This is a genomic window from Marixanthomonas spongiae, from assembly GCF_003095375.1.
Classification (GTDB): domain Bacteria; phylum Bacteroidota; class Bacteroidia; order Flavobacteriales; family Flavobacteriaceae; genus Marixanthomonas; species Marixanthomonas spongiae.
The window spans coordinates 193,730-208,081 of sequence record NZ_QEHR01000003.1 but is presented as its reverse complement, the minus strand read 5'-3'; the positions used below and the strand labels follow the sequence as shown (position 1 = coordinate 208,081).

Annotated in this window: 12 protein-coding genes; 2 read left to right on the top strand and 10 right to left on the bottom strand. The window is 40.8% G+C overall.

Going from position 1 to position 14,352, the window contains the following annotated elements:
• Nucleotides 1-3: 3 nt before the first annotated feature.
• Together DDV96_RS05635 and DDV96_RS05630 are read left to right on the top strand one after the other, a co-directional pair.
• Nucleotides 4-1,998 carry a polysaccharide biosynthesis protein gene (locus DDV96_RS05635; protein WP_116693779.1) on the top strand — a complete coding sequence of 665 codons (1,995 nt, stop codon included), beginning with the start codon at nt 4-6 and terminating at the stop codon, nt 1,996-1,998.
• Between the two features lie 618 nt (nt 1,999-2,616).
• Nucleotides 2,617-3,993 (top strand): capsule assembly Wzi family protein, encoded by a 1,377-nt coding sequence (locus DDV96_RS05630; RefSeq protein ID WP_116693778.1) that lies wholly within the window; start codon nt 2,617-2,619, stop codon nt 3,991-3,993.
• A 326-nt stretch (nt 3,994-4,319) separates the two neighbouring features.
• On the opposite strand, the gene DDV96_RS05625 is transcribed toward DDV96_RS05630, so the two are convergent.
• From DDV96_RS05625 to DDV96_RS05580, 10 genes are all read right to left on the bottom strand, one after another.
• On the bottom strand, nt 4,320-6,713 hold the full coding sequence (locus tag DDV96_RS05625; RefSeq protein WP_116693777.1) for a GumC family protein: 2,394 nt from the start codon (nt 6,711-6,713) through the stop codon (nt 4,320-4,322).
• A gap of 5 nt (nt 6,714-6,718) precedes the next feature.
• Nucleotides 6,719-7,483 (bottom strand): polysaccharide biosynthesis/export family protein, encoded by a 765-nt coding sequence (locus DDV96_RS05620; RefSeq protein WP_116693776.1) that lies wholly within the window; start codon nt 7,481-7,483, stop codon nt 6,719-6,721.
• 151 nt (nt 7,484-7,634) lie between these two features.
• Nucleotides 7,635-8,375, bottom strand: a complete 741-nt coding sequence (locus tag DDV96_RS05615) for a tyrosine-protein phosphatase (RefSeq protein WP_116693775.1) — start codon at nt 8,373-8,375, stop codon at nt 7,635-7,637.
• Nucleotides 8,376-8,533: 158 nt separating this feature from the next.
• The gene (locus DDV96_RS05610) at nt 8,534-9,172 is read right to left on the bottom strand and encodes a sugar transferase (protein ID WP_116693774.1); all 639 of its coding nucleotides are present in this window, start codon (nt 9,170-9,172) and stop codon (nt 8,534-8,536) included.
• Between the two features lie 21 nt (nt 9,173-9,193).
• Nucleotides 9,194-9,829, bottom strand: coding sequence for an acetyltransferase (locus DDV96_RS05605; protein WP_116693773.1), 636 nt, complete (start codon nt 9,827-9,829; stop codon nt 9,194-9,196).
• Nucleotides 9,816-10,421, bottom strand: coding sequence for a sugar transferase (locus tag DDV96_RS05600; protein ID WP_116693772.1), 606 nt, complete (start codon nt 10,419-10,421; stop codon nt 9,816-9,818). Before DDV96_RS05600 ends, DDV96_RS05605 begins: the two co-directional genes overlap by 14 nt.
• Nucleotides 10,414-11,613, bottom strand: coding sequence for a glycosyltransferase family 4 protein (locus DDV96_RS05595; protein ID WP_116693771.1), 1,200 nt, complete (start codon nt 11,611-11,613; stop codon nt 10,414-10,416). Before DDV96_RS05595 ends, DDV96_RS05600 begins: the two co-directional genes overlap by 8 nt.
• A 3-nt stretch (nt 11,614-11,616) precedes the next feature.
• Nucleotides 11,617-12,759, bottom strand: coding sequence for a non-hydrolyzing UDP-N-acetylglucosamine 2-epimerase (gene wecB, locus DDV96_RS05590; protein ID WP_116693770.1), 1,143 nt, complete (start codon nt 12,757-12,759; stop codon nt 11,617-11,619).
• An 18-nt stretch (nt 12,760-12,777) separates the two neighbouring features.
• Nucleotides 12,778-13,896, bottom strand: a complete 1,119-nt coding sequence (locus tag DDV96_RS05585) for a polysaccharide biosynthesis C-terminal domain-containing protein (protein WP_116693769.1) — start codon at nt 13,894-13,896, stop codon at nt 12,778-12,780.
• A gap of 24 nt (nt 13,897-13,920) precedes the next feature.
• Entirely contained in the window at nt 13,921-14,349 is a 429-nt protein-coding gene (locus tag DDV96_RS05580) for a WxcM-like domain-containing protein (RefSeq protein ID WP_116693768.1), read from the bottom strand.
• Between the last annotated feature and the right edge of the window lie 3 nt (nt 14,350-14,352).

Genomic DNA, 14,352 nt, shown 5'->3' with positions numbered 1-14,352 from the left:
AGTATGGAGAATAAACTCATCAATGCTTTGAAGGTTATCGTTTCTTCAAAGCAAAACAAATTGGATATCCGAAATATAAAATACCTGCCTCGGTGGTTGGTATTGTGTATTGATGTTTTTTTGTTGTTTTGTTCAGTTGCGTTAACAGTGTTTGTGTTGAGCGGCCTGCACATTAAACCACTAGCCCCTATTTCAATAGCCAAGCAGATTTTAATTGCCATAGGCATCAACATTGTATGTATGTTGCTATATAAAACCTATGCGGGCCTTATTCGCCATTCTTCTTTTATGGATGCATTAAAATTGTTTTTGGCCAGTTTCAGCACCTTTATATTGTTGTCCATAATCAATGTGGTTATGGCAAGTATCTTGGGCGAAAAAATATTCTTGAACACCTCTATTATCCTTTATACGTTTTTTTCGTTTACCTTCCTTTTTCTGTTCCGCTTAGCGGTAAAGCAGTTTTATGAATATTTTAAACTATTTCAGGCAACAGCCAAGTCTGAAAAAGCCGTGATTATAGGCATAGACGAAAATGCCATATCCATTGCTTCGGCCTTGGAGCTGGAACATCCGCAACGCTTCAAAATAGAAGGGTTTGCAACCAACCGACTGTCCAAAAAACACTTGTCTATTTTAGGTAAACCAGTGCTTAACGTACAGGACAAATTAAGCCAAGCAGTGCTCGAACTAAATGCAAAGGCGGTCATCTTGTCGGGCAGTACCCTTTCGGCCAAAGAGAAATTCACGTTGGTGGAAGATTGTTTAAACCATGATATCAAGGTCTATAACTCTCCTTTGGTGCAAGATTACAATAAAAACACCTCGGTGACAAATCAGGTAAGGAACCTTCAAATTGAAGATTTGTTGGAACGGAAACCCATTGAGCTGCATTCTCAAGAAAAATTCAAGCAGTTACAAGGCAAAACCGTGCTGGTAACGGGCGGAGCAGGCTCCATTGGGAGTGAGATTGTACGGCAATTGACCAAGTACAGTCCAAAATTGGTGCTGATACTCGATCAGGCCGAAACTCCATTGCATTTATTGCAATTGGAGCTGATGAACCGCTATCCTAATTTTAATTTTAAGTGTATTGTCTGCGATGTGGCCAACAGAAACCGATTAAGAACCTTTTTCAACACCTACAACATCGATGTAGTGTATCATGCAGCGGCGTATAAACACGTGCCGTTAATGGAGAACAACTGTCCCGAAGCGGTGGTGACCAATATCTATGGTACCAAAAACCTAGCCGACCTTTCGGTTATCAATAAAGTATCCCGTTTTGTCATGGTCTCTACCGATAAGGCGGTGAACCCGAGCAATGTGATGGGCGCTTCAAAACGGGCTGCCGAAATGTACGTGCAATCCCGTAATTTCTATACCAACGGTACCGGCAAACCGTGCAAAACCAAGTTTATCACCACCCGATTTGGCAATGTCTTGGGCTCTAATGGCAGTGTGGTGCCCTTATTTAAAAAACAGATTGAAAAAGGCGGTCCGGTTACCATTACCCATCCCGATATCATCCGGTATTTTATGACGATCCCCGAAGCTTGTCAACTGGTATTGGAAGCCGGTGCTATGGGGAAAGGCGGTGAAATCTTTATCTTTGATATGGGCGAACCCGTACGAATCATGGACCTCGCCATCAAAATGATCAAACTGGCAGGATACAGCCCGTACACCGATATTGAAATAAAAATATCTGGATTGCGCCCGGGGGAAAAGTTATATGAAGAATTGATAAGCGATACCAGCAAAGCCTTGCCCACCCATCATGAGAAAATTATGATAGGGAAAGATGTGACCAAAGATTTTAATGTAGTGGATGCCAAGGTGGTCAAGATCATAGAAGCCGCCCTTCGATACGATGATAAAGAAGTAGTAGGGAAATTAAAGGACTTAGTCAGTGAGTTTGTAAGCAAAAACTCCAAGTACGAAGCCTTGGACAAATCGAAATCGAAAGCTGAAACCGAAATCGGAATCGAAGGCTGACATTAACATTTAAATCGTGTAGAATTCGATCTCGAAGTAGTTTCCGAAGCTAAAATAAAAACATTTTACACCCCTAAAGTCCCCTCAAGGCGGTGTGCTGAGCCTGCCTTGCCGTCAGCCAGGCCAAGTCGAAGTAGGACAATACAAAAGGATTCCCCCCCCTTGAGGCGATGTGCTGAGCTCGTCTGCCGATAGAAAGACGTAGTCGAAGTAGGGGGCTACGGGGGGTGTTCAAACCGGGGGAATAAACAAGTAGCCGTACACCCCTAAGGTCCCCTCAAGGCGGTGTGCTGAGCCGAGTCGAAGTAGGACAATACAAAGGAATTACCCCCTTGAGAGCTTGTGCTGAGCCTGCCTTGCCGTTAGGCAGGCCAAGTCGAAGTAGGACAGTACGAAGTATCCCCCCTTGAGGCGATGTGCTGAGCTCGTCTGCCGATAGAAAGACGTAGCCGAAGTAGGGGGCCAAGGCGGGGGGCAGCAAAAACCCAAATACAAAATCAACACCTTCATACCAACAAAAAAACGCACCCACATAAACCCCGAAAATCCACTAATTACCCCCAAAAAACCCTTATTTTTGCCCCACTTCCAAAATGACATGCAACAACCGGGTTTCTCATGAATACAGCAACAACTATAAACCGTAGGATAAATCTCAAATTAACGGGAACCCTCATCGTTTTCGCACTATCATGTTCGGCAACGGCCCAGAACTTTGAAATTAATTCTTTCGTCTCGGCTTCTGGCTATCTAACTGCTGAAGACGAATTGCCTTTTTGGATGGTAACCAATAATAACGGGGCTTTATCGCCACAAACAGACGGATTGTTTCAAGCAGCCACAAAAGGGACTTACGAATTTTCTGCAGCTAATAAAGCAAAACTAACGGCTGGGGTCGGTCTTTTTATACGAAATGGAGTGGAAGATAAGGTACAGCGAAATGAACTCTACCTGCAGTTTGAAAATTCATGGCTAAAAGCCACGGTGGGCGCCAAAAACCCGAGAGATCGGTTTCAAGGGCTATCGGTAGTCAATGACAACTTCTTGATGTCGGGCAATGCCAGGGCCATTCCCGGGATCTTGTTGGAAACGGCAACACCAATTTCTTTATTTAAGAACTTGGGGCTTGAAGCCGCCATGGGCCATTATGAGTTGAATGATAATAGGGACACTAAAGGGACGATGCTGCATTATAAGAAACTCTATGCCAATTGGCAACTAAGCAATAAAAGCAACATACGATTGGGGATTGAACATTATGCTCAATGGGGAGGAAGATCCCCCGAATTTGGAAAACAAAAAACAGCATTCACAGACTTTGTTAAAGTGTTTTTGGCAAAGAATTCTTCCGAAGACGATAATGCCAATGAACGTGGGAATGCCTTAGGAAACCATTTAGGATTTTATAATTTTGAATATACGTACACCCCGGCAATAGGAAGCTTTAAACTGTACCACCAACACCCGTTTGAAGACGGGTCGGGCACGGCCTTGAAAAATTTCCCTGATGGTATTTGGGGCTTGTATTATAAGCCAAATCGAGAAGCATACACTGGGTTTTTAAAAGGTGTTGTTCTAGAATATGTGCAAACGGTCAGTCAAAGTGGACGTTTTGGACGTAGCGGTCGGGACAATTACTTTAATAATGGCATTTATATAACAGGCTGGCGCTATGATGTTGCAATTATTGGTTTTCCTTTTTTTGAGAATACGCCCGTTGATCAATTAATTGAAAACAATCGCGTACAAGGCATTCACGCAGCTTTGTTGGGAGGGATCGAGAAATGGGGTTGGATGGCAAAAGTGAGCATCACCAAAAACTTAGGCAGCTATGTTAACCCCATCATACCTAAGGAAAATAGGCTGTACGCCTATTTAAAAACGAGCTACCGGCTTTCTGAAAAAGGGGGCCTTTCACTGGAAGTTGGATACGATTATAACGATCAACGGCAAGATAAAATAGGGGCAGGGCTTATCTATACGTATTCTTTTTAGAGCGGTTGTTGTTTCTAATGTAGGATGGAAGGCGCTATTATAGTGAAATAGTAGCTTAAAAATCTGGTAAGATAACGGTGATACATCAACTAATTGACCAGCTGTTTTTAATAAAACCAAAGCATTAAAATAAAAACGATAAGGTGTTTTTTAAAAACATATGGTTGATACAACAAAAACTCCCGAGAGTTTTCCCAAAACTTCTTAGTATTTTGAACAAATATTGTACAAGTTTTTCAATAAAATTGTACAACTTTTCAGTAAAAGTTGTACAATAATTTAGCACATCGTGCTTTTTTTAATCCACAACCCAGAATCAATTTCAGCTATCGCTTCCAAAATTGCCACCAGGCTGGAGGTTGTGCATCAGAATAGCCGTACCCATACCCATAATTGTATCCATATCCTTTTTTATCGTCAACACTGTTAACAATAAGGGCCATATTGGTCAGTTTCTGCTGTTCGTACATTTCTTTAATATGCGCTGTTAATTTAACCTCGGTATAATTTGCCCGGGTAAGGTATAGCGTAACATCTGCAAGTTGGGAGATCAATAAGGTATCGGTTACCAAGATGGTGGGGGCGGTATCTACCAAGATATAATCGTAATGTTGCTTGGCTTGATCAATTAAGGTTTCAAAACGGCCATTCAGCAAAAGCTCGGCTGGGTTAGGGGGTATGGCCCCTGAAAGGATAACGTCTAAATTAGAAATTCCCAATACCTGTGGAATGATGAGGTCGTCCATGGTAATCGAGGTGTCGTACAAATAAGAGGATACCCCAAATGCCTGCTTGTCTTTTTCAATGTAATTGTGCAGTTGGGGGTTTCGGAGGTCGCAGCCCATCAACAGCACCTTTTTATTGATTGCGGCCAAAGAACTGGCTAAGTTGATAGCAGTATAGGTTTTGCCCTCCCCTTTGGTGGAAGAGGTAATGTAGATTACTTGGGCTTGTTTTTGTTGCTCTTTGCCTGCAGCTTTAAAATAGGCTAAATTGGTTCGTAAAATACGAAAAGCCTCTGCCGTGATAGAACGGTCATCAGGCCTTAACAATACAGCGTCTTTCTTCTCTACTTCGGGAATCTCGCCTATAACCGGTATTGGCTGTACCAATTGCTTTATATGTTCTTTGTTGTTGATTTTGGTATCTAACATGAACCGGAGGTAGAGGATGCCAAATGGAATTAAAAGCCCCACAATAAAAGCACCTAAAAACACGATTCTTGTTTTTGGGGCCACGGGGTTAGGCTTGGTATAGGCAAAATCTACTATTTTAATGATGGGTGTAACCGTAGCCAGTTGCAAGGCGGCTTCTTCCCGTTTCTGCAGTAAAAAGAGGTACAGTTTTTCTTTTATGTCCCGCTGCCGGATAATCGTTCGGATTTCTTTCTCTTTTTTGGGCAACCCAATAAGCTTTCCGGTTGAGGTGCTTTCACGTTGTTGTACCGTAGCTAACGAAGTCTCGAGACTGCGGATATAGGCTTGAATGCTTTTTAGGATATTTGATTTTGTTTCTAATATTTTCTCGTCCAGATTGACCACCAAGGGGTTCTCTTTAGTGGAAGAAACCAACAATTTGTTGCGCTGCAAAATCAAATCGTTGTACGAGGCCGTTAAGGTGTTGATGGTCTCGCTTTCAATCCCTAAGTTAGCTGGTAATAGAGAAAAGTCTTCCCGTTCGTTAAGTAAGGACTGAAACTCTTGTGCCACGGCTTTTTGCGTCTCCAGTTCAAAGCGTTTTGCTTCAGCTGCTCCTTCCTTGGTAAACAACTGGGCGATATTGGCTTCGATATCTACCAGTTTATTTTCTTCTTTATACGAAACAATGCCGCTTTCAACGGTATCCAGTTCCCGGAACAACAACCGGAGTCGTTCTTCTATAAACTCTCCTGTACGTTCCGAAACCAAGCGCTTGTCCTTAATGCCGTCTTGATTAAATTGATAGGTAAGGTTGTTTAAAATCGCCTCATTCTTAACGGGGTTCTCGCCTTGTAACCCAAGGGTTAAAACCTCGCTCTTATCACCAATGGGATTCACTTGTAAGTTTTTAACCAAGCTGTTTATCACCTGGTTTTTAGGCTGAAACCGTATCAGGTAATCGGTGTCTGCAAGTACCTTCCCAGAATGCTGGGCACCCGGTTTCAGAACGATTTGAAAGGCATATCCGTTGAGTGCAACAGCTTCGTTGATAGTTCCTTCTGCGGTTAGGCTGGGCTCGGTGTCTAAGGTACGCACACGAAAGGTTTCAGCATCTATAAAACGGAGTTGAAAACCAACGGGACCGGAGGTGTTCAAAATGGAATCGGCTGTTTTCCACCGCACGGAAAAGGGCACTTCCGTCTTCCAGCGCTCCACGGTTTTTACATTTCCCGCTATAAAATAACGGGTTTGCATGCCCGTTTCTTCCACAACATCCTCCAAAAGCCTTCGGGAAGTTAAAATTTGTATTTCATTTTGCAGGTTTACCTTGTTCATATCAAACACGGCTCCCGCACCTTCCAGCCCGGTTAAATCCAGCCCGCTTTCATTTTCCTTCAATATTTTTATCTGGGTGTTTGTTTGATACAGCTTTGGGGAATAGCGCACATATAAAAAAGCAACGGCTATAGCAATGACCGCTGAGAGCAGAAACCAAGGCCAGTACCGAAGGTAGCGTAACAGCATTTCCTTGAGGTTGTCGTCTTGCGAGGTTGTAGGGGATAGAGGCGTTTGTTGTTCCATGGGGATTATCTAAAAATTACGACGGCAGCACTTAATAAAATGGAAGCCAAGGACAATAAAGTGCCCACATTGCCTATAAATCCAGCAGAACGCACCTTGCTGTTGTTTGGGGTAACATAAACCACGTCATTGGGTTTTAAATAGTAGAATTTGGAATTCATCCAGTCAGACTGGGTAAGGTCAATGTGTTTGGTTTCCATAGCGTTATCCCCTTGGCGAATGATCAATACATTCTCCCGTTTTCCATTGATGGTCAAATCGCCGGCCATTCCCAACGCTTGTGGCAGGGTAATCGCTTCTTCATTGACTGTATAGGTGCCCGGGGCTTTCACTTCGCCTATAACGGTAAATTTGTTGTTCACTAAACGAACACGAACCGTAGGATCTTTAATATAAGCGGATAGTTTTTGGGTCAATAGTGCTTGTACTTCTTGGCTGGTTTTACCGGCAACAAATACCTTGCCCAATTGGGGATAGGTAATGCTACCGTCTTTTGCCACCAAATATCCTTCTAATTTTAAAATTTCGGCTTGGGTATTTTGGGCCCGTGAACCCAGGCTTTTGTCAAATGTAAAGGGTAGGGTGCTTTCTTCTTGCAATGCGGTGAGGTCGATCTTTAAAATATCGTTTACCTGTATGGTAGGATGCTGGTACAACGAATCGGCCAACGTTAAATTGGCCTGCTCAATGTCTTGGAAATAAACAACTTCCTTTTTGGTGGCACACCCAGATAGCAAAAGGAAAAGTAGGATAATAATAGGGTATTTCATGCCGGCAAAGATAAGTAAGTTTTCTAGGATGGTAAACCGAAAAAATGGTTTTTAACGGAAGAATATCAATAATACTTGCCAAACAAAAGCATATAAGGCTGCAAGCGGTAATAAGCTGATGGTGAACACCCCAACATCCGTGTGCGTCCAATCAACTTTCCATCAATTTGGTTGTATTGGCTATGAGATGGGCAAGTTGGGTATAGTGTTTCTGGCGTAATGTTATCTGGCCTATTTTTTTTAAATGGTGTACGTGATGGGCATCGGTGCCCACAAATGCATAGCGTCCTTTTTCCAACAGTGCCAAGGCTTTTTTTTGTACTTGGGGCCCGTAATGGGCGGTCAACGACAATAGGTTGAGTTGAAACACACACCCTAATGCCTGAAACTTCTTATAAGCCGCATCGTCCTTGATAAACGGATAGCGTTCCGGATGGGCCAAGATAGGGGTATACCCCTTATGTTTGCTATTAAAGAGGTAGGTTTCTACATTCAAGGGTGGTTGTAGGTACGACATTTCAACCAACAGGTGTTTTTTGGTAATCGGCAACACTTGGTCTGCCTGCAATAGTTGCTGAAACGTCGCATCCAACATATATTCTGCCGCTGCTGCTTGTAGGGATACGCTTAAATTTTCATGTGCAAGCGCTTCCTTTAGTTCAGAAAAGGCTGTGCCAATGGTTTCAGGGGTATTGGCATAAACCCCATCCATCACGTGTGGACTGGCTACAACCCCTGCCATCCCCAACCGCTCATACTCCCGCATCATACGGAGGCTTTCTGTTAGGGTATCCGCGCCATCGTCTATACCGGGCAACACATGGTTGTGCATATCCACCATTCCGTTTAAGAGCGGTAAAATGGATTTTTTGGATTGAAAAAAGAGCCCCATTGCTTTTAGGTTCAAATATAAGATAAAAAATAGAAACGCATCCTTTTAAATGACACGCCCATTGTTACTCAGAATGGAGCATAGCGCAGTGAAGCGTCTCCATCCATCCCAGAACACAAGTCCCTTCAACACGTCTTGTATCGGATAACAAAGCGGACTTATGTCTTAGTCGGATACGACTTTTTGGTAACAGAAATAGTCCCGCCAAAAACCGTTTTAAATAAAATATTGAAGTCCAACGAAAGACTGTAATGTTCCAAATAGTAGCGGTTTAACCGAACTTTCTCGGGCCAGATAACCTCCCGGTTATAGCGTTCGGGATCGGTTTGATTTGCCAAAACAACTTCTTCATCCCTAAAAGCAAGCGTAGCCAAGCCGGTAATCCCAGGACGAACGCTGAGAATCTTTCGATCATCGCCTTGTAATTGATCGGCAAACCCGGGCACATCTGGGCGGGGGCCTACCAGGCTCATATCGCCTTTTAAGACATTCCATAATTGGGGGAGTTCGTCAAGTTTGGTACGACGCAACAACCGGCCAAAAGGTGTGATACGAATATCCCTACTGCTGGTTACAGTAGTATTGAGGGTAGGGTGGGGTCTCATGGTGCGCAGTTTCCACATGGTAAACGGGTGGCCATGTTGGCCAATACGGGTGCTTTTATACAGTCCGTTTTGTTGTGAAGTAAAAAACACAATTAAATAAAATATTAAAATAAAAGGAAAGGTGATGACTAAACCTAATATTGAAAAGAGGAAATCAAAAAATCGTTTTAGAATTAACTGATTTTTTTTCAATGATTTTTCATTTTAATGAAATTAAAGGGGTTTTGCGGGAACACCAACTGCTGTGCAGTTAGCAGGGATGTTATTGATTACAACGGATCCTGCTCCAATTAGAGCGTTCTCACCTATGCTAGTTACTCCTGTCATAACTGTAGCCCCTATTCCAAAATAAGCTTTTTCTTTAATATTGATTGAAGCTCCTATATTAGTTCCTTGTGAGAAAAAGCAACCTTTTTCTATATATACGTGATGAGCAATATTTACACCCATACTAATCATAGAATAATCAGCTATTTTAGTAAATGGCATTACATTGGTTGAGGGTAAAATATAAACTCCTTTACCTAAACTAACAGATGAATCGATTAACGTCTTCGGGTGTATGAAATTTGGAGTAGTAAACCCTTCTTGATTTAGCTTTTCAAATAGAGAAACTCTTAATTGGTTGTTTCCAATAGGTACAAAAACTACAACGTCACGTTTTAATTTTGAAAACAAATATTTCGAATTCCCCAAAACTGGAAATTTATTTACTGTTTTTCCTATCAACAAAGAATTATCATCTATAAACCCTAAAATATTATACATTTCTTTTAAGTAGGAGGCATAAACTTCTCCATAAGTTCCTGCACCATAAATAACACATTCTTTCATATCAATTATTTCCATTGAAAGGCTCCATAGTGATATTAGAAGAACTATTTATATTCTTTGATTGAAGAACCTTTTTTATAGTTAAAATTAAAATTTTTAAATCTAAAACAAAGTTTATGTTTTTCACATACCAAATATCAAAGTTAAATTTTTCTTTCCACGAAATAGCATTACGGCCATTTACTTGTGCCCAGCCGGTAATGCCCGGGCGTACATCATGTCGTTTTTTTTGATTTTTATTGTACAGGTGTAAATAATGTACTCGAAGGGGTCTAGGCCCCACCAAGCTCATATCGCCTTTTAGCACATTGATAAGCTGAGGCAGTTCATCTAAAGAAGTTTTGCGTATAAACTTTCCCAGACCTGTCAACCGTGCTGCATCGGGCAATAGATTTCCTGCCTTGTCTCTTTTGTCGTTCATTGTTTTAAACTTGATAATGTTGAAAATCCGCTCATCTTTACCAGGGCGTTTTTGAAAAAAGAAAGGTTTGCCGTTGTTAGCGACGAATAGCGCGATGCTTACGGTCATAAAAATAGGACTTAAGATCAACAATCCCAATAATGCTGCTAGACAATCTAACATTGGTTTAAAAATAGTTCTATACATGGACTTTATCGATTATAAGTTGATAGGTGCGATCTACCGTATATTCGCTTTTCAATAAATTATACCCATTCTCCCCTAACGGCACCGTATCTTCTTGGCATAATCTTGAAATTTTATCTTGCATAGCTTTAATGTCTCCCGCTTGCACCCAATAGCCACATCCGGCTTCCTCAATTACGGTTCCAATATCAGTATGGACATCAGTAGCCGCTAAAACAGGCTTTTTCATTTCTAAATAAGCCAAAAGTCGGGAGGGAAAATTGGGGATGGTAAAACCGTGGTGCAAAAATATCATCCCTATATCGCATGCGGCGAGCAAGGAATCGTATTCAGCTTTTGGTAAACCAGACAAAAGCGAGGCATTGGACGGTTTGTTTTTATCAAACCAGGCACTCAGTTTATAAAATTGTGTCCCATTTCCCACAACAACTATGTGGGCATCTGACTCTCTGAAATTTGCGATGGTTTCGATTAAAAAATCGATTCCTTGCGGTACTCCCAAATTTCCACCGTACACAAAAATCTTTTTATAGAGGGGAATCGCATACCTGCTTTTAATCAAATTTTTTTCACGTTCACTGTAGTCAATAAATACAGGTTTAATTGAATTTGGGTTGACCTCTATTTTATCTTCAGGTATGTCAGGATTGTTTTTTAAAATATACTGTTTGTTGGCTTTTGACATGCACCCTATGGTCTCTGATAGTGTATAAAGTTTTTTTTCTTTTTTCTTAAAATACCGGTGTATAAAACCACCTTTTTTCATCATCTGCATATCAACGGCATTTTGGGGAAAAATATCCTTTAACAACAAATAGGAATAAGCATGATCTTTTCTTTTGATATAAGAAATAACCTTTGAAAAAGTAATTGGCGGAGTGGAATACAAAACCAAATCAAAAACAACGTGTTTAAAGTGCTTTTTCAAGGCCGATAAATATTGACTTTCCACCATTAGTTGCCCTAATCCTTTTTCAATGCTATTTGTTTTGGAAAGGTTAAGTGTTTGGACTTGTAGTATGGTGGCATTTCCTTCCTGAATCATTACCGTCTTTTTTTTAAGGCGTCTCTCAAGAGGGGAGATTATATATACCGCATGATTTTTGGATACAAAATGATTTAAAAGATCGTGGTAAATACCTCTTTCTTTCAAGGTTGAGATATTGACCATGGTAAGGAACAAGACATTCATAGTTTAGCTATTGTAGTCATTCCAAACCGTTCTCTTTACATAATCGGTATAACTTACTATAATGCGGACCATTTTTTCGGAAACATTTGGCATGCTATAGTCAGATACCCTTCTAAAATTTCGTTCGTTGCCTCTTTTTTGATCCTCTACTAGTTTCAAACCTTGTAAGATACGTTGGGAAGAAAGCCCCACCATCATTACAGCGGCCTCTTCCATGGCTTCTGGTCTTTCGTGTGCTTGCCTAATATTCAAGGCCGGAAAATTTAGAATGGAAGATTCTTCAGAAATAGTTCCGCTATCTGATAACACAGCGTGACTATGTAACTGTAACGCATTATAATCACTGAATCCCAAAGGCTTTAAAAACTGAATTTCAGGCTGCATATCAATTTTTCTCTTGTCGATCATATTTCGGGTGCGGGGGTGTGTACTTACGATAATCGGCAATTTATAGATTTTGGCAATTTGATTTAAACTTTCCATCAAATTGGTAAAGTTTTCTTCACTGCTAATATTTTCTTCCCGATGTGCAGAGACCACAAAATACTTGTGTTTTTTTAGCGACAGTCTTTCTAAAACATCGCTGTTTTCAATTTTAGGACGATAGTGGTTCAAAACTTCAAACATGGGAGAACCTGTTTTAATAATACGATCAGCGGGCAATCCTTCACGCAGAAGATATTCACGGGCAATAGTACTATAGGTAAGGTTTATGTCAGCCGTATGATCCACAATTTTTCTATTGGTTTCTTCTGGAACCCGTTGGTCAAAACAGCGGTTGCCTGCTTCCATATGAAAAATAGGAATATGTCTTTTCTTTGCAGGAATGGCACATAAGCAACTATTGGTATCCCCTAATACCAAAAAGGCATCTGGTTTAATGGTTTCCAACAAAGGATCTACTTTTATTAAAATATTCCCTATCGTTTCGGTAGCAGTGGTACCTGCTGCTTCCAAAAAATGATCGGGCTTTCTAATGTCAAGATCATCAAAGAAAATTTGGTTTAATTCGTAATCATAATTCTGTCCGGTATGCACCAACACATGTTCAATGGCCTCAGAGGTATCTAAGGCTGTTAACACCCGTGATAATCTTATAATTTCAGGGCGCGTGCCAACGACGGTCATTACTTTTAACTTCTTCATGTTTATTTTTTAAATCTTTTAAACGTTTTCAAAATAGGTGTCTGCATCGTCTGGGTTATAGGGTTCGTTGATCCAGAAATTGGTATATAAAACATCTTCACCAATATTTTTAATGTTATGGGTGTACCAAATAGGCATATCTACGTATGCGGGTTTTTCGCCATCCAAATAAAATTCCAATACCTTATCGGTCCCTATTTTTCGTAATTGTATAAGTGCTTTTCCTTTAATGACGGCAAAGCGTTCTATTTTTCGGGTATGATAGTGGTTTCCACGGGTAATGCCGGGTACGGTGGTAGAAAAGGAAACTTGACCGCCCACCCCCAGACGTATAATCTCGACAAAGCTTCCCCGGGGGTCTGTATGCTGTGTAAAAGGAACCGGAAAGTGATGTTCTATATCCATATAACATCGAAAGGTATTGAACAGGTTCAGTTCAAAAGGCGTCGTTATACTAGGGATCTCCCCGTTGTCTTGATATGTTTCCTTGTAAGCTGTTAACAGCTTTAATAATTCTGAAACTTTCGCTTCAGCAGTATGGTGTATCGTGCATAAAGGTTCGGCTGTATGTTTTTTAATTTTTTCAATAATCTCGGCAACCAATTCCCCTACATAAATTAACTTTAAATCCCCATCCACATCGATTTTGGGTGTTTCATTATGGGCAATTTGATGCGAAAATGTAGCGACTACCGAATTGTAATACGGATGCCCAAACGGGCCAAAGACATTAGGGATGACCATTCCAGTAAAAATGGCGTTATTTTTATGGGCCCATGCTTGAAAAAGCATCCTGCCTTCTTTTTTTGATTTTCCGTACAAGTTGTCCCGCTCTTCTTGGGATGAAGAAGAAAACAAAACGTGGGGCGTACTTTCGGTACGTTCCATAGCCTCGATTAAGGTTTGTACCAGTTTGATATTGGTTTCAAAAATCACTTTTGCATCGTTATGTCTATTTAAGGCTGCCAAGTGCACAATAACATCACACGACGAGACAAATGCGTCTAAAGCGTTGTTATCCTCAAAAAATACCCTTTTAAATGGAATTCTTTCGAAAATATCGGGTTGAAGCCCCAGGGTATTGTACAAATGTGTTCCTACAAATCCGTGTTGTCCGGTAATTCCTATTTTCAACATGATTGTTTTTCTTAAGTATTGTTTTTAGTGCTTATCAAAATATGTGACATCAAACCTGTACTCATCCTTGATTTCACCCATTCTATAATCTGCCATGACCAACAGTATGGAATTTCCAACCATATCTTGAATACTGCTTACATAACCAGCAGGTACGTGTAAAATATCCATACTGTTTGAAGTTATGGTAAATTGGTGCTGTTCAAGGTCTTTTGAAGGCTGTTCCCAGTTATCGATTTTAATCAGTTTGACTTCAAAAACCCCAACAACTACCGTAAACCAGCGTTGTTCTATTTTATGTCCCTGCCAAGCTCTTATAGTAGCTTTATTGGCATTGGCAATAGAGTAGATGCGTTTTACGTTTGAAGCATCAAAGTTATTGTTAAACGATAACGTTCCTCTTTCATCTTTGTGGTATCCACCAGGAATAAGGGTAGGTCTTAACCGTTTCATATA